The 16,199-nt window shown below is 53.3% G+C and carries 11 protein-coding genes and 1 pseudogene; 1 reads left to right on the forward strand and 11 read right to left on the reverse strand.

Annotated elements, in window-relative coordinates:
* Nucleotides 1-469: 469 nt before the first annotated feature.
* From QZN42_RS04320 to QZN42_RS04340, 5 genes are read right to left on the reverse strand one after another with little or no spacing between them, the layout of a single operon-like run.
* Nucleotides 470-673 (reverse strand): hypothetical protein, encoded by a 204-nt coding sequence (locus tag QZN42_RS04320; RefSeq protein WP_296954606.1) that lies wholly within the window; start codon nucleotides 671-673, stop codon nucleotides 470-472.
* A 31-nt stretch (nucleotides 674-704) separates the two neighbouring features.
* Entirely contained in the window at nucleotides 705-1,355 is a 651-nt protein-coding gene (locus tag QZN42_RS04325) for an HAD family phosphatase (protein ID WP_296954608.1), read from the reverse strand.
* Nucleotide 1,356: 1 nt separating this feature from the next.
* Complete coding sequence (locus tag QZN42_RS04330) at nucleotides 1,357-2,550, reverse strand: type II secretion system F family protein (RefSeq protein ID WP_296954609.1); 1,194 nt, start codon at nucleotides 2,548-2,550, stop codon at nucleotides 1,357-1,359.
* Between the two features lie 8 nt (nucleotides 2,551-2,558).
* On the reverse strand, nucleotides 2,559-3,560 hold the full coding sequence (locus QZN42_RS04335) for a type IV pilus twitching motility protein PilT (RefSeq protein WP_296954611.1): 1,002 nt from the start codon (nucleotides 3,558-3,560) through the stop codon (nucleotides 2,559-2,561).
* 4 nt (nucleotides 3,561-3,564) lie between these two features.
* Nucleotides 3,565-4,740: a GspE/PulE family protein gene (locus tag QZN42_RS04340; RefSeq protein WP_296954613.1), complete on the reverse strand. Its 1,176-nt coding sequence runs from the start codon at nucleotides 4,738-4,740 to the stop codon at nucleotides 3,565-3,567.
* 772 nt (nucleotides 4,741-5,512) lie between these two features.
* Here QZN42_RS04340 and QZN42_RS04345 point away from each other — a divergent pair.
* The gene (locus QZN42_RS04345) at nucleotides 5,513-6,694 is read left to right on the forward strand and encodes an iron-containing alcohol dehydrogenase (protein WP_296954614.1); all 1,182 of its coding nucleotides are present in this window, start codon (nucleotides 5,513-5,515) and stop codon (nucleotides 6,692-6,694) included.
* A 418-nt stretch (nucleotides 6,695-7,112) separates the two neighbouring features.
* Here the strand turns inward: QZN42_RS04345 and QZN42_RS04350 are convergent, their stop codons facing one another.
* The 6 genes and pseudogenes from QZN42_RS04350 to QZN42_RS04375 form a co-directional block, all read right to left on the reverse strand.
* The gene (locus tag QZN42_RS04350) at nucleotides 7,113-8,087 is read right to left on the reverse strand and encodes an endo alpha-1,4 polygalactosaminidase (protein WP_296954616.1); all 975 of its coding nucleotides are present in this window, start codon (nucleotides 8,085-8,087) and stop codon (nucleotides 7,113-7,115) included.
* Between the two features lie 445 nt (nucleotides 8,088-8,532).
* Nucleotides 8,533-10,587 (reverse strand): hypothetical protein, encoded by a 2,055-nt coding sequence (locus QZN42_RS04355; protein WP_296954618.1) that lies wholly within the window; start codon nucleotides 10,585-10,587, stop codon nucleotides 8,533-8,535.
* A pseudogene (gene pelG, locus QZN42_RS04360) lies at nucleotides 10,584-12,077 on the reverse strand (exopolysaccharide Pel transporter PelG). The gene QZN42_RS04355 and the pseudogene pelG overlap by 4 nt, the downstream one beginning before the upstream one ends.
* On the reverse strand, nucleotides 12,053-13,501 hold the full coding sequence (gene pelF / locus QZN42_RS04365) for a GT4 family glycosyltransferase PelF (RefSeq protein ID WP_296954620.1): 1,449 nt from the start codon (nucleotides 13,499-13,501) through the stop codon (nucleotides 12,053-12,055). The pseudogene pelG and the gene pelF overlap by 25 nt, the downstream one beginning before the upstream one ends.
* The gene (locus QZN42_RS04370) at nucleotides 13,498-15,318 is read right to left on the reverse strand and encodes a DUF2194 domain-containing protein (protein WP_296954622.1); all 1,821 of its coding nucleotides are present in this window, start codon (nucleotides 15,316-15,318) and stop codon (nucleotides 13,498-13,500) included. The genes pelF and QZN42_RS04370 overlap by 4 nt, the downstream gene beginning before the upstream one ends.
* Nucleotides 15,315-16,199, reverse strand: coding sequence for a hypothetical protein (locus tag QZN42_RS04375; protein ID WP_296954624.1), 885 nt, complete (start codon nucleotides 16,197-16,199; stop codon nucleotides 15,315-15,317). Before QZN42_RS04375 ends, QZN42_RS04370 begins: the two co-directional genes overlap by 4 nt.

The raw sequence follows: 16,199 nt of genomic DNA on the forward strand, positions 1-16,199 counted from the left end.
CCTTTCGGGGGCTCTTTTTTTGCTGGCTGTGGACGAAAACAGGTCAGACGTACCGGATTCGTTCATGCAGCGGGTAAGTAAATCCGGAAAATACGTTACGCAGGAAATCTTCTGAGTCATTTCCGGTAAAGCCCATTGTACAACCCCTTCCCCTCCGCTTCGCTCCGGGACCTCCCCGGACTTGGGGAGGAGGGGGATTTCGACCTGAACGGGATTTTCCATCTTGCCTGTGTAAATTTTCCCCCCCAAAAAATTTATATAAGAGTTAGTAATGATAAAAGTAACAAGTGGAAAGTGAAGGTGTGCCGCTCCCGCGGCACGAATTTCAATATGGGGCTCTGCACAGACGGGAAAGGCCCGGTGCAAATGGCTGCGTTATGGACAAAATAAAAAGCATCCTCTACCGGGGATACTTTATTTGACCGCCAGCGGCCGGCGGTTAATGGCTAAAAACTAACTGCTAATCTCCCTACTTCTTCCTCAAAACCACCACTACCCAGGCCACTCCGGTGACCAGGGTGACGAGGCCGAAGAAGATGATGAAGGGGATGAGGACCATAGGGGTGTCCGGGGAGAGACCGGCGCCTGTATGGGCTCCTTTGATGAAGAATTCGGTGAGGCAGATGAGGAAAAGGAAGAAATTAACAAAGAATAACTGATGTAATTTTTTCATTTGCTTTGACTCTTTCCTGCGCTGTCAGCGCTCAGGGCAGGGCGATTCTGAAGCAGGCTTCTGCTTCTGCAAGTGTTTTGAAGATGTGAGCGCATTGTTTCCGTATTTCTTCCGTTACAGGCATGATGTCCGGTACGAGGACGGGTGTCATGCCGGCTGCGGATGCGGCACGGATGCCGTTGGGGGAGTCCTCAAAGACGAGGCACTCTGAAGGCGGAATTCCCAGTTTTTGGGCGGCCAGAAGGAAGATGTCCGGGGAGGGCTTGCCTTTTTCCACTTCATCTCCGCTGGCAAGGGCCCGGAAATAAGATCCAAGGCCGGTGACTTCAAGGTTCTGCCGGATGAGGGGAAGGGGCGAGGAGCTGCCGATGGCCATGGGCAGTCCTTTTTCTTTGAAGAAGGAAAGGATTCCTTTCACGCCCGGTTTCAGGGGCACTTCTTTTTTGAGAAGGGCCGAGACCCGCGCTTTGCAGAGTTTCTGGATGGGAGTACCCTTATCTACATGATAATACTTCTCAAGTATCCTGTCCATAGGCTCCCCGCTGGTGCCGCATATTTCATACTTGAAATGATCGGGCAGGGTCACGCCCGTTTCGGAGGCAATGTGATTCCATTCGTTCTGGAAAAGGGTTTCCGTATCGAAAAGGGTACCGTCCATATCGAAGATGACGGCTTTGACCATATTAACCTCCTATGTGGGAACCGGCTGCCGTGAAAACGGGCAGCATGACGGAAAATACGATGACTGCGGTAAGGATGCCTACGGTGAGAAGGACTGTCGGTTCGAGGATGGCCCGGAAGCGGTTGATCTTTCTTTCCGCATCCCTGGTGAGGATTTTCCCTGCGTGCCGGAGGAACCGGGGGAGTTCACCGCTTTCCATGCCCACCCTGGCCAGGTGGGTGACGATGGGAAGGGAGAAACCGCTCTCTTTGAGCACTTTGGAGAAGTCTCCGCCTCTTGTGACTTTTTCCTGTATTTCCTTCATCGCCCGCCGGGCGCTCCGGTTGTCCAGCACTTCTCTGGTGGCGGAGAGGGATTCGCTCATGGTCCGTCCGCTTTCAAGGAGCGCTGAAAGGGTAAAGCAGAAGCGGATGAGGAGGAGCCTCCGGTAGAACTTCGAGCGGTAGAGAATTTCATCTCTCTTTCCTTTTCCTTTCTTCGTGCGGAGGAAGAGGAGGGAAAAAAGGAGGAAACATAAAAGAAATAAAAGGAGGAGGAATCCTTTTTCCTTCAGAAAGAGGCCCAGCGAGAGGGCGGCTTCTGCCACTGGCGGCAGGGGAAGGGAAAGGGCTTCAAAAAGAAGGGCGAAGGAGGGAAGGATGAAGGTGAGGATGATGAGGAAGACGAAAAGGGCAAAGAGGACGACGAAAGTTGGATAGGCCAGGGCGCTTTTTATTTTCTGCAGGAAGAGGTCTTCTTTTTCATAGTAGACGGAAATGCGGCGGAGTTCTTCGGGAAGGGTCCCGGAAAGTTCGCCTACCTGGAGAAGGGAAAGGAAGAAGGGCGGAAAGCACCTGGCCCGGCGGAAGCTTTCCCAGACGCCCCGGCCGGTGGAAATGGTTTTTCCGATTTTTTTCAGCACTTTCCGTTCTTTCTGATTGGCCTGGTCTTCGAGAAGGGAGAGGGATTCAGTGAGGGTGAGGCCTGCTTCCAGGAGGGAGGCCCATTCTTCTGCAAAGAGGGAAAGAGTCCGGCGGGAGGAAAAAGGGGCACCCCAAAGGAGGGCCTTTTTTTCTTCCTTTACTTCTTCCAGATGGACGAGGTGAAGGCCGCGGCCGAATATTTTCTCTGCCGCTTCTTCCCGGCTTTCCGCCGTGATGAATCCTTCGGCGGGGCTGCTGCCTTCTTCATAGGCTTTGTAGATGAATTCCTTCATAGGCGCCTCTACAGTTCCAGATATTTCAGAAGTTTATCTCTTTCTCTTTCGGAAATATTTCTAAGGCCGTAAGCGGCCTGCTTCAATGTGCGCATCTGGTGAAGGCCCATTTCCATGTAGGAAGGAATCTGCTCTTCCTTTCCTTCCCGGATGAGATGGGAAATAGCGGGGGTATTCGTGAGGATTTCCCGGAGGAGGATCGTATCCTTTGCCGTGCGGTAGAGCTGCTGGGCGCAGACGGTCTTCAGGCTGGCGGAAAGAAGGGACCTCGCCTCTCTTTCCCGTTCGCCGGAGTAGGCATGGATGATGCGGCTTACTGAATCGGCGGCTCTCGTGGTGTGGAGGGTGCCCAGCACCAGATGGCCGGTCTCGGCAGCGGTCAAAGCTGCAGAAATCGTTGCGCTGTCCCTCATTTCACCCACTGCAATGATATCCGGGTCTTCCCTCAGTGAATCGCGGATTCCCTCAGCAAAAGAGGGGACGTCTCTTCCCAACTCCCGCTGGTGGACGAGGGATTTCATGGAGGAAATACAATATTCCACCGGATCTTCCAGGGTGATGATGTGACAGGCCCTCCTTGTATTGATGAGGGAAATCAGGCGGGAGAGGGTGGTACTTTTTCCGCTTCCCGAAGGGCCGCAGATGAGGACAAGTCCATGGTCCAGGGCGGCCGTTCTTTCCAGCCAGTCTTTATCCAGATCCGGCGGCAGGAGGGAAAGGTCCGGCAGGATGCGAAGGGCAGCTGCCATTTTCCCGAAACTCTGATAGATATGGAGACGGATGCGCGTATTTCCGACGGAAAAAGCATCGTCGCAGGAGCCTTTTTCACCAAACTCCGCCTTTTTCGAAGGGGAGAGGTATTTCTCAAAAAGTTCATGGAAGAGGGAAATATCTGCCATTTCCTTCATCTTCCTGAGGTTTCCGTTCTGGCGGATCACCACCGGTTCTCCCTCGGTGAGGTGAATGTCCGTCATAGAACCATTGGCGAGGATCCATTTTTCTATTTCCATACACTCACTCCTCTCCTGCAAGAATCAGGGATGCTTCCGATGGAGGAATCACGCCTGCTTTCATGAGTTCGAGGGCCGCCTCTCCCATGGAGGGCTGGCCCTGCTTCTTCATCTGCTTTAAAAAACGGTCGGAAGAAAATTGATTTCTCAATATTTCCCGCTCTTCCCGGCCTATGGAAATCAGTTCAAAGACTCCGGTCCGCCCGGTAAGTCCTTCGTGGCAGTCCTTACAGCCTTCGCCTTTCCGGATTTTCGTGCCGATGAAATTTCCTGGAAGCTTCAGGGCGTCTGCTGTTTCTTCATTCAATATGTCTTCCCTCCCGCAGCGTCCGCACACTTTCCCTGCCAGGCGCTGGGCCATGACGAGGGAAAGGGATGCCGAGAGCAGGTAGGGTGGAATTCCCATATCCATGAGGCGGAGCGGCGCGTCCGATGCCCGGTTCGTGTGGAGGGTGGAGAGCACCAGATGGCCCGTGAGAGATGCATGGACTGCCATTTCCGCCGTTTCCCTGTCCCGGATTTCCCCGATCATCAGGATATCCGGGTCCTGACGAACGATGGAGCGCAGTCCGCTTTCAAAAGTGAGGCCTGCCAGCTCATTCACCTGCACCTGGGTGACCCCTGCCACCCGGTATTCCACCGGATCTTCCACGGAAACGATGGAGACTCCCTCCCTGTTCAGCAGCTTCAGCGCTGCATAGAGAGTGGACGTCTTGCCGCTTCCCGTGGGGCCGCAGGTGAGGATCATGCCTGCTTTTCGGGAAAGAGCGCTTCGAAATGCTTCCTGCTGGACGGGCAGCATGCCCAGATCATTCTTCTCGATGAAAGAGACCTGCCCCGAAAGGATGCGGATGACGATATTTTCCCCGTACATGGAAGGGAGGATGGAAATACGGAAATCATAAGGTACATGATCGATGACCATGGTGCAGGAGCCGTCCTGGGGCCGCCTGCTTTCCGCCACATTCATGTGGCCGATGACCTTCGTCCGTACCGATAATCCATCCAGCTGCTTCAAAGGCTGGCGGTAGAACTCATGGAGAAGGCCGTCTATGCGGAAACGCACCCGAAGATACGACGCCTGAGGCTCCAGGTGCACGTCGCTCGCTCCGGCGGCGACTGCCTCCCGCAGAATCCGATCCAGCAGCACATCGGGCTGGGTCAACCGGATGGAACGCATACAGCCACCTCCTTTGAAAATCAAACGATTCTTTCTTTTATTATAACATAGTTGAGTCTTTTGTCAGATTGTATGGATGGAGTCGGATGCGATATTCGGATTGCGGATTGGGGATTGCGGATTGCGGGAAGGTGTCGCTGCTGAGGCAGCGACGAGTATTATGGGGGCTTTTCACAGGCGGAGCGAAAAAACAGGGGAAAGGGGAAAGGGGAGGTGTTGCCGCTGAGGTGGCAACGAATTTATATGGGGGATGTACGCAGGCGAGTTGAAAGACCGGTAGATGAACCCACCCGACCTCGCTTCGCTCGGCCACCCTCCCAAAACCTGGGAGGGCGAAATCGATAACGACTTGAATGAAATTGGCCGGAATCGATAAAGCTCTTTAATGATTTTATAGGAATTACGTACAGGTAATATTTGAAGAATATGGGTCAAGTCGAAATGTTCAAGGCTCCCCTGGCTTGGGGAGCTGGCCGTGAAGCGGACTGAGGGGTCGTACTACAGGATTCAGCGGAATGTCACTAAAGAATGTAAGCATAACGTATTTGTCTGAGGCCTCTGGCAGATTGTGTGGATGGAGGCAGATGGGGTATTCGGATTGGGGATTTCGGATTGCGGATTGCGGGGAGGTGTCGCTGCTGAGGCAGCGACGAGTATTATGGGGGATGTACGCAGGCGGGGTGAAGGAACGGATGGCTCTTTTTCTTCCTGTATTTCCTCTTTTCTCATATTCCTGAAATGCTATAATTAAATCAATAAGGAGGAATCTGCCATGGTTGATTCATTTATTTATCATAATCGCACGAAGATTTATTTCGGAAACGGAGAGCTGTCTCATCTCCATGAAGAACTGGCCAAATGGGGCACGCGGGTGCTTCTCGTCTATGGAGGAGGCTCCATCAAAAAGAACGGCCTTTATGACAAAATTGTGGAAGAAATAGACAAAGCCGGTCTTTCTGGCTATGAGATTTCCGGGGTGAAGCCAAATCCCGAAGTGCCTCTGGCCGCCCGCGGGGCAAGGCTCTGCCGGGAGGGCGGGGTGGACCTCATCCTCGCTGCCGGCGGCGGGTCTGTCATCGATACGGCCAAAGTCATCGCAGGAAGCACTCTCTATGAGGGAAGCCCCTGGGACCTGGTGGTGAATAAAGTACAGCCCGAAAAGGCAGTGCCCCTTATCACCATTCCCACTATGGCTGCCACGGGCTCTGAAATGAACGACTGTGCAGTCATCACGAATCCTGTAACCCATCAGAAATACGGCTGGTCCGCGGAAGTCCTCAGGCCCCGTGTTTCCTTCCTCTGCCCGGAGAATACGTACTCTGTCTCTCCCTTCCAGACTGCCTGCGGCAGTGCGGATATCCTGTCCCATCTGCTGGAAGTGTACCTCAATCAGGAGGAAGGCTTCGACTCTATCGATGGGTACATGGAAGCCATGATGCGTTCCGTCATCCGCTGGGCACCTATCGCCATGGCAGAAGGAAATCATGAAGAAGCGAGGGCAAACCTCATGTGGGACTCCGTATGGGCCATCAATGATCTGGTGGAGTCCGGCCGTCACGTAGCCTGGAGCTGCCACGGGATGGAGCATGAGCTCTCCGCTTTCTACGATATTCCTCACGGCCTGGGCCTTGCGATTCTCACACCTGCTTTCCTCCGGTTTGCTCTGCGGGAAGAAACGCTGCCCCGTCTCTGTCAGTTCGCCATCAACGTCATGGGAGTCAAGAATAAAGGAGACCGGGAGAAAGTGGCCAGGAAAGGTATCAAACGGCTCACGAAATTCCTCCGTGAAACCCTCGAACTTCCCGCAAAACTCTCGGACCTTTCCATCGACGAAACCCTCTTCGAACGGATGGCAGACAACGTCATTTCCTGGAAAGGCCAGGAGGGAGTAGTACAGGGCTTCGTGCCTCTTACGAAAGAGGATATAGTGGAAATATATAAAGCTTGTCTGTAACTCTTATCCGAAAAGAAACTTTGAATTAGAGCAGCTTTTGAATCGGGAATACCGGGATTATCGGGGCTGTCGGGGTTTTCGGGAAGGTGGCGGCCTGATGGCCGCCGGGTATAAATGGGGGCTTTACACAGGCGGAGGTTTTGACTTTTTCGATTGGCTGCCCAATGACTATATTTTTGTGATTACTGCTGTATTGAAAGATGTGCGCCAAAGGCCGTGCGCGGAGCGCACTATATGATTGGTTTCCGAAGGAAACCATATCCTTCCCGATACTCCCGACATACCCGAACCCCGATACTCCCGATTCAAAAGTTTTGCGGGCCGAATGTATACAGTATCTGCCATTTCATGGATTTGCTTTTCCGGAGAATTAAAAAAGCATTACAAAGGAAATTTTCTTTGCAACGCTTTTTCACATTCATTTAAACGTCATCCATCCGTCCATCACATCCAGCAGGGCTCCGTCGAAGCCGGTGGAGAGGATCCGGTCGAGGGAGGATTCCTTATTTCCATAAAGGATATTTCGCCAGTCTTTTGTCCAGTACCGGACGCGCCAGGCGCCGGGCCAGGCGGGGTTGGGCTTTTCCAGCCAGGCGGGGCGGGCGGATTCATCGTTCCAGGAGGAATCCCAGTAAGAGCGGTAGTCGGCAGCTTCCCCAACGCTGAGGTAGGCAAGGAGGAGGCGCTGCCCGCCCTGGGGCTTTTCTTTGAGGGGAGAAATATCATCCGCCGTGAGGGGGCTTCCGCCATAATCGGGGTCGATGATGACTACGTCGAAGGGAGACGCGGCGAGGGCGGAAAGGTAAGCCTTTTTATTTTCAAATTTCATGGGATTATTGAGGATGAGGAAATTTTCCGCATCCTTTAATTTTTTGATATCTTTTTTATTTTCATGAGGCACCTCCGGTGGAATTTCATCGAGACCGGTGGTGGCGCTGGTCATGGAAATATAAGACCGGATGGTTCCTTTATTCCGGTCGATAGCTGCCTTCCTGCCTGTTACATAGTCCAGTGTCCATACGGGAAGACCTCTGCTTTTTGGCTTGGCCAGCATGGCATCCAGGTAGGTGAGGACTTTCGGACTCCGGGGGACGGTTTTTCCGTCCTTTTCCATATAAAACATGCTTTCTCCCAGGAAGCCATCCAGGGAGGAAAGGAGTTTTTCCACGCTCTTTTCACTTTCATCCGTCGTCACTTCCAGAAGGCCGATGGCTCCGTTTCCAAGAAGCTGGAAATCCGGATTTCTCGCCCGTGCATAGTCATGGATATCACTGGCGAGGTCCACCATAGCCTGCTCCGGCGTAAAGACAGCCTGCGCTGTCGCGGGAGCTGCGGCAAGACCCAGGCCGAGAAGACCGGCTGCCATGGTTTTGATGAGTTTTTTCAGAGTCATGAGTACCTCGTTTGGTTAGAGTCGCTAGCGAATTAGAAGGGAAAGTGTCAAATGAGAAATGGGGCAAGGGGAAAGAGGTAAGGGGAAAGGGGTGGTGGCGCCTTTATATTTGGCAGGCGCCTTTTTTATATGGGCCTCCGGCGTGAAACTTCGATTTGTATGGTTTCTGGCGAAAGTGCAGTTCCCCCTCACCGCCTTCGGCGGAGCTCCTCTATCGAGGGGAGCCTTCTCGCAAAAAATTCTGAGACAATTGGTCTGAATATATGGCGATGTCGGTCCCATCAGATGAATGCCGAAGGCCGTGCGCGAAGCGCATTATAAGATTGGTTTCCGCAGGAAACCATATCCTTCCCGACCGCCCCGACCACCCCGATTATCCCGATCACCCCGACACAAAAGTTTCTTGTTTTACGGTTTCCCTTTCGGAATGGGGCAAGCGGGAAAGTTACATCATCCTCGCATACCAGAGGGAGAGTCCATATCCCTGGGCGTCGGGTGAACTTTCCTGGGAGCGGATGTATCGTTCCAGGGCAAGGGTCCAGCGGGCATAGGGACTTTCGTCCCAGTCGATGCGGGCACCGATTCCCTTTCTTGTCCAGCCGTCCTGGGCGGATTCCTCGCGGTAGAGGGGATCGTAGTTCAGTGTGGAGTGGTACCAGGAGAGGAAGGTCTGCCAGGAGAGGCCTTTCCGGATGGTATGGGTGAAGGAGAGGAGGATTTCTTCCTCCGAAAGGGAGCCGGTTGTAAGGCCTCCTGTCGTTTCTCCGGTGTAACCGTAAATCATATAGGCGCCCAGAGCGTCTTTCAGGCGGATCTGCCAGCTGCCGGCTGCCCCGATTTCCCAGGCGTCTCCATCGTTGTAGCGGATGCGGCTTCGGGCATAGTCGGGATACCTTCTTACGTCCTGCCAGGTGTGTTCTTTATTGGTATGGGAGATCCAGAATTTGTGCTGGTGTTTCTTTTCGCTGTGTTCGTAGGAAATATCGGCCCTTGTCTCATTGCCCGGTCCTACTTTGCAGGAGGGGTCTTCTTTGGAGTAGGCGTAGCTTCCTTTGAAATTGTAGGAAAGTCTGGCGGTAAGGCGGTCTTCTTCCGACAATTGATGGATCGCTTCGATTTCAGGCCTGATCTGCCAGCCGCCGCCGAAGTCTTGAAATAGTCCGAGGCCTTTGGGTACGTAGGCATTGTGATAGTACCTGTTTTCCCCGGTAGGAAGGACGAGGGCAAGGCCATAGCGCATGCTGTTTACCGGATGGTCATTGTGGTAGCGCACGTAAAGGGTGGTATCGGTGAAGCCGGAGGATTTTCCGTGGTAAGCGCCGGTATTTGATTCGAGGCGGCCCATGTCAAGGCCCAGCTCGAATCCTTTGTGGGAATTTCCTTTTGGCCAGTCTTCATCGCTGACGTTTTCTTCTCCAGTGTAGGAATCGGTGTGGAACGATTTATACCAGGAGAAGGAGTTGTAAATCTGATGGCCGGAGTAGGGACCATTTTTCCAGTGGCGGTAGTCCATACCGAGCCGGAAGCTTTCCCAGTTTCCCATGTCCCATACGTCTTTAGCTATGGTTTTTCTGGAATTTAAGGAGGCATCCAGGGCATTTTCCGCTTCTGTCACCCAGTTTCTGGAGGAAATGATATTTTCCTCTGCCCGGGTGAGGTTGTTTTTGCTCTCTTCGACCCAGCGGACTGCGGAATCATACCATTTCTGCGTTTCAGCCTGAGCAGCGAGGGAGTCTGCCTTTTCTTTTTCCGCATCCCTGTACGTCGCTTCCAGGGAGGGAAGGAGGGAAGCGGCCTGTTCATAGGCCTGTTTCGCCCCTGCATAGGCGGCGGTTGATTCGTTCACTTTCTGCTTCATGGCAAGGAAGGCCTGCTCCGCATCCCCGGAACCGGCATCAGAGGAAAGTCCTGCGCTGTAAAGCCCGGCCAGGCGGATGGCTTCATTCATCCGGTTCTGGGCATAACCCACTTCCTCTACGGCCCGTTTCACGGCATCTGCCCGGGTGGTACCGGCCATCTGCCCTTTCTGTGAGTCCAGGGTGATTTCTATATTTTCCAGGGCTGCCTGCTTTTCCGCTGCTTCCTGCTGCTGTTTTTCCAGGTTTTTCCTGGCATCTGCAAGGAGGATATCCGCATGGGCAGACCGCTCTTCGGCTTCGGAAAGGCCTCTGGCTGCATTGGAAAGAGCATTTTGCGCATCGGAGAGATTTTTCTCCGCTTCTTTTTTATCGTTTTCAGCGGAGACTACCGATTCTTTTGAAAGGGAAAGGTTCTTTTCCGCTTCCGGCACGGCTTTCCGCGCAGCCCGGAGGTTCCTATGGGCAGACTGGACGGAGTCAATCTGCTCCCGGACCTGCCGGAGGGCAGTGATGGCAGGCGCCGCCTCTGTCACCGGATCGTGGTAAGCTGCATCTGTTACGGCTGGCGCTGCCAGGAGCAGGAGAAGGGCGGCGGAGAGGCGGATTCTTTTATGAGTGAGGAAATATTTCCTTACAATCATGAGTATTTCCTCCCTTCTCCGGGACCCAGACGGGGGATGTCTATGATCCGTCCGCCGCTCAATTTTTGGGCCAGTCTCGTCAGAGGTCCGTTGGGCGGCCGGTAAAAAATGGGCTGGGCACAGTATACGTAGTAGCTCATGTGGGAGGTAAAGCGGGAGAGCTCGAGCCATCCAATGATGAGGGTAAAGGCTGCCGCAATGAAGAATGTAAAACCATAGGAGTCAGTACCGCCGAAGTAAAGTCCGCAGAGACCGGCGGCCAGGTTCAGGAGGGCAAAGGCGCCTCCCGTGCGGAGCACGGCCATCTGGAGGTCAAAGTAGGAGAGGAGGATGTAGAGGATCTGCATCACTCCGGTGAAGAAGACCGCAAAGAGAAGTACGTCAAACATGTTTACTTCATTTCCCGGGATGTGGGCCCATGAGAGTAGGGCACCTCCAAAAGCCAGGAAGAGAAGGGTGAAGAGGAACTGGAATTCCACCACCTGCCGGAGCTGGAACTAGAGGGTGAAGAGGAGGTCGTGACGGGCGTCCTCTATTTCCTGCAGGCTGCCCTTCCGGGTAATGGCTTCAAAGTAGGCGGCATATTTTTTATAGAAATTCGTTTCCGTTGCCGTTACGAAAAGGGCCATCAGGGGCAGGAGGGAAAGGAAGGCAAAGAAAGTGATTCCGTCATAGAGGGGCGAGAAACGGTAAGTATCGGCCACCACCATGCCCCAGGGGCCCTGCCAGATGAGGATATTGGGGATGTAGAGGCCCGTGGTATAGCCCAGCTGGCCCAGGAAAAGTTTCCAGTGCTTTTCGAAATAGGGAAGGAACCCGAAGAGAAGTCCCTTTCCCGGCAGTCCGAAGAGGCTTGTCACATGGACAAGGAATGTGGTGATGAGGACAGCCATGCCAAGGCACAGGGAAAGAAGGGCCGCCGCATGGGGGAGAAGCAATCCCGAAAGAAGAAGGACCGCACAGGCAATCAGGGCCGTGACCATGCCCAGCACAAATCCGCTGAGGAGCCTTTTAAACCGTTTCACTGCGGAAAGATAAATACTTTCCACCCAGATGATGATGAGTTCCAGGAATAAAAGGATGGAAAGGGCCTTTGAAAAGGCGGGGACAGGACTGCCTTTGAGAAATAAAGCAGCCAGAACGGCCCCGGGTACTACGAGAAGGACGCACATGCCAAAGAGGGAAGCAGTGACGTCCCTTAGAAAACCGGTGGCAAGACAGTCCGCCAGGTAGCGGGTGAGAATCATGACGAAACCGCTGGTGAGGATCTGGGAGAAGATGAAAGAATAGACCACCGGGGCCAGGAAAAGATTCTGTTCATCCATGGAAATACCGCGGCTGCGGAAAAGGAGCTGCACTCCCAGCATCATGCCCGTGAGGAGAAGGAAAGGCCCGGCAGTGACGATGATTGAATAGGTGTAAGCTTTGATATGGCCTACTGCCGTACGGGCAGTAAAGAGCTTTTTCAGTTCGAAGCCGACTCCTGCCATTTCTTCATCTTCCTTTCCAGATTTCTATAGACTTCTCTATAGGAATTAATAAAATGTTCATACGTGTAGCTCCGTTTCGTCCGCTCGTAGCCGACGAGTGCCATTTTCCGGCGGAGGGGGAAATCTTTCGCAAGGCGCAGGATTTCCCTTGCCAGGGCTTCCTCATCCAGAGGCGGCACGACGGCTCCCGCCGCGCCCAGATGGTCGGTACTGTCTCCATATATGAGTTCGCGGCAGCAACCCACGTCGGTGGCCACATAGGGCCTTTTCGCGGAGAAACCTTCCAGCACGGAGAGAGGCTGGCCTTCGGAAATACTGGAAAGCACCAGCACGTCCATCTTCGGCAGGTAATCCGGCACGTTGATGGTTCCTGTGAAATGACAGTGGTTAAGTCCCAGGACGTCCACCGTATGTCTGCACAGCTTTGCGTATTCCGGATCTTCTTCCGTATTTCCCATGATGTAAAATTCAGCATCCGGTATTTCCTGCTGCACCCGGTAAAAAGCATGGATGAGGGTGATGATATCCTTGATGGGCACCACCCGGACGACGGCTCCTATGACCACCGGTCCCGGATGGTCCGTCAGTTCCGGCACATGGGCAAATTGTTCCATATGGACGCCATTGGGGATGATGGAAATTTTGGCCGGATCGCAGCCGATTTCCTTTTCTATTTCCGCATTATGCTCGAAAAGGGTGTATACGTGATCCACCTGCCGGTAGGTGAGGCGGGCCAGGGTGTAGAAATAACGGATCCACAGGGATTTGAAATCTCCCTTTGCCCAGGCGCTCTTGATGATTTCCGCTTCTCTTTCCCTGGCATAAATGCCGTGCTCCGTGAGGAGGATGGGCTTTTGGCAGAGGGTGGATGCGATGCTGCCGATAATGGCACAGTATCCGGCAGCTACACTGTGATAGACGTCGGCCTGCGGGATTTCCTGCTGAAGCAGGTAGAAAAGGGGAAGGAACATGGACCGCATGGTCCAGAAATAGTCGGTAAAGGGGAGATAGCTGTATTTCTCCTTATAGACGGATTCGATGATATCGAAGAAATCACCGGCCATGAAGATGTCCAGCGGGCTTTTCCAGGAATGATCACGGAAAATATGGATAAGCTCTTTCATGTCGATATCCCCTTCACCCCGGACAAGGGCGGTGAGGGTTTCCCGCTGGGAGGGGGTGAGTACCGATTTCCGGAGGCCTGTGGTCTTTTCGGAAAGGATTTCGTCCAGGAAAACTTCCCGGATACCGGTACAGTTTTCCGGAAGCTTGTACTTGTAATTTCCCCGGTCTCTGGCAAATGCGCCGATGGAATAAATGGTGAATTCAAATTCCGGAAGGCCTTCCATGAGCATGTGGACCCAGGCGGAAACGCCGCCTACCACATAGGGGTAGGAGCCTTCGGTGAGAAGACAGATTTTCATGGATTCTCCTTCCAGTACAGACGGGCCTCGGGATTTTTCATGCGGATGAACCAGGTGCCCTCATCGATTTTCTCCACTTCCGCTCCATCCACATGGTCCAGGGTATGGCTGCTGTGGAGGAGGAAGCGGGCTTCATTTTTGAAATTCCACGCGTGGATTTCCACGAAGTGAGGGTTCCTGATGATCCGGTAATCCAGGTCAAAATAATCATCAAAGTAAGGAATGCTTTCGGATACGGTCACCGGCGTGAGCCAGGGGAAGCGGCGGGTCGTTTCTTCCATGAAGGAAGAAAGTCCGTCCTGCATATCCTTCCAGGTATATCCTTCATTTTCGGTGTAAAGAATTTCATCAGGATGAACGAAATGGGAGAAGACCCCCATTTCCAGAATGGAGGAAAGGGCAGCGATGCGCTGCGTCTCATCAGGCACATAGCCGGAGGAAATGCGGGGAATCGAGTACATCCCGTCTTTCCTGGAGAAATCCTGAATCCGCCAGGGCGAATCGGCAGGTCCGTTGTAGACGGAGCTGATGACCCTGACATCGGGAAGCGTCTCTTTTACCGCTTCAAGGCCCTTTTCGTCCAGAATATTGGCCGGCGGGATATATACGCGGAAATCGTAATCGGGATAGAGTCCTCTGGCATAACGGTACAGTTCCCGGAGGGAATCGGCCATCCATTTTTCATCGGGCCAGGGTTCATACCCGGTGTCGGGAATATTTTTCAAAGTGAGGGGCTGATGGTTGTAGCCGTGAAGCCCCAGTTCGCCTCCGATGGCGAGGAGTTCTCTCCCCTGGGCGATAAAGTTTTCCCGGACAGAGGAGTCGGGTCCTTCAAAGTCTCCATCCACATCCGTATTATAGGATTCGATCATGGATGCAGTGTAGAGGAGGTTGTTTTTCCTTGCCAGCGCTGCCATGAAGGGCCACCATTCCTGCCTGTAGAATTCGGCCATATTGAGCCCCGTCTCTTTCTGGAGCTTCGGGATGATGGCTTTCGGTGCGGGAGCCGGGAAATCATCGAGGAAGAAAATTTTTACCCCCACGATGGGATAAATGGATTCTTCTCCCGCATGGGCGATGAGGGAGGAGAGGAAACCTGCATTCGATTTGTCCAGCCTTTCATTGCCGTTGAAAACGATAAATTTTCCCTTTCCGAAGGGATGGGTCCAGATGACCGGCGTCCCGTCCAGGGAAGAGATTTCCACAGTGGAATCATCACTTAAAGTGACCGTATTTCCTTCCGTGCTGTATTTTTCATCGGAAGGAAACAGCTTTCCCTTCATTCCGGGGATGAAGGAAGTTTTAAGGCTGAGCCCGTCCTTCCAGCCCGTAGGGCCGAGATGGACGATGCCCAGGGCTTCATTGATTTCCGGGGAAGTGGAAGAAGGGTCGGAAGACATGATGCGCTGGAGAAGGATGACCGTTCCGCCGCCTTCTGCATATTCTTTGAGCCGGTCCATGGATTTCAATTCCGCCGGGCGGGTGGCAGCCAGAAGGATGCCCTGTACTTTGTCTCCGATGGGAGGCAGTTCTTCATCAATCCTGTGAATTTCAAAGGATTTTTTCTGTTTTTTCAGCATGACCTCCGCATTATGGGCTGCATAGGCGGAAGTGACGCGGTAAGGGTCATAGAGAATGTAGTAATGGTCCCGGGGGATGGTTTCTGCATCAGCCCAGGGAGTGGCCGCTTCCTCGCGCTGCACGATGGCATTGGTGAGGGAACCCATGTGGAGGAAATCCTTCATGCGGGTATACTGGAAAAAACAGCCGGCAAGGAAGGCGATGAAAATGAGGATAGCGATACTTTTCCTGTTCATGCAGCGCCTCCCCAGTAACGAATGGCCTTAAGGGATTCATAGGAGAGACGGCCGGGGAAGGCCTTCAGCTCCTCAAGGGCGGAAAGGGCCGCTTTCCTGTCCCGGCGGGCCACGGCCAGTTCCAGGGCAAGGCGGATGAATTCTTCCGAATCCTGCAGATTTTTCCTGGCAAGGGTGATGAGCGCTTCCGCATGGCTGTATTCATGAAGTTTGATGGCAAGACGGATGGAATGGACCCGCCACTCCGGTTCATCCGGCAGCCGGTCCGCCAGTTTTTCCAGGACTTTGAGGAGGGCTTTTTCCCTTTCCTTCCGCTGGTTTTCATCGCCATAACGGCCGTCCAGAAATTCCATGAGTTTATGGGCATATTCTTTCAGAAACGGTATTTCCTCCCCGCTTCCTATTACATTTTTCAGCTGCTTTTCCAGCCCGAAAATGGCAGAAGTGATCTTTTCCGTCCTGGCGGTGATGAGGGAAACGGCATAATAAGATATTTCCCGGTCCCCGTCATGGACTGCTTCGCGGAGGATTTCCGGATTATCCACCACTTCCTGGGTAATGGCTGTCATAAAGAGCCGGCGTTTCAACCGGTCATTCCCTATGAGATCCATATCCCGGAAGGGCACGATATCTGACTGGTAGATCATACCGCTAATGGCAGAAGACTCATCCTGATCCGGCCGGTCATCTGCCCCGACAATCCTCTTATGATGGCGAAAGCTCAGGACGTGCCAGATGAGAAAGGAAAGGAAACCGATCACCGGAAGACAGAAGACGAGGAGCGTCTCGGCCCCTGCCTGCTTCCAGCCCGCTTTCCGCCTCATCACAAGGAAATACAGGAGAGTGATGGCCAGATGGATGCAGATATATTCTATCTCCAT

The organism is uncultured Dialister sp. (genome assembly GCA_900314595.1).
In the GTDB taxonomy this organism is placed as follows: domain Bacteria; phylum Bacillota; class Negativicutes; order Veillonellales; family Dialisteraceae; genus Dialister.

Excerpts from the sequence above, each read along its gene's own strand:
- QZN42_RS04325 (WP_296954608.1), bottom strand. The coding sequence starts at position 1,355 with ATGGTCAAAGCCGTCATCTTCGATATGGACGGTACCCTTTTCGATACG.
- QZN42_RS04350 (WP_296954616.1), bottom strand. The coding sequence starts at position 8,087 with ATGACTCTGAAAAAACTCATCAAAACCATGGCAGCCGGTCTTCTCGGC.
- QZN42_RS04330 (WP_296954609.1), bottom strand. The coding sequence starts at position 2,550 with ATGAAGGAATTCATCTACAAAGCCTATGAAGAAGGCAGCAGCCCCGCC.
- QZN42_RS04340 (WP_296954613.1), bottom strand. The coding sequence starts at position 4,740 with ATGCGTTCCATCCGGTTGACCCAGCCCGATGTGCTGCTGGATCGGATT.
- pelF (WP_296954620.1), bottom strand. The coding sequence starts at position 13,501 with ATGAAAATCTGTCTTCTCACCGAAGGCTCCTACCCCTATGTGGTAGGC.
- QZN42_RS04345 (WP_296954614.1), top strand. The coding sequence starts at position 5,513 with ATGGTTGATTCATTTATTTATCATAATCGCACGAAGATTTATTTCGGA.
- QZN42_RS04375 (WP_296954624.1), bottom strand. The coding sequence starts at position 16,199 with ATGGAGATAGAATATATCTGCATCCATCTGGCCATCACTCTCCTGTAT.
- QZN42_RS04320 (WP_296954606.1), bottom strand. The coding sequence starts at position 673 with ATGAAAAAATTACATCAGTTATTCTTTGTTAATTTCTTCCTTTTCCTC.
- QZN42_RS04370 (WP_296954622.1), bottom strand. The coding sequence starts at position 15,318 with ATGAACAGGAAAAGTATCGCTATCCTCATTTTCATCGCCTTCCTTGCC.
- QZN42_RS04355 (WP_296954618.1), bottom strand. The coding sequence starts at position 10,587 with ATGATTGTAAGGAAATATTTCCTCACTCATAAAAGAATCCGCCTCTCC.
- QZN42_RS04335 (WP_296954611.1), bottom strand. The coding sequence starts at position 3,560 with ATGGAAATAGAAAAATGGATCCTCGCCAATGGTTCTATGACGGACATT.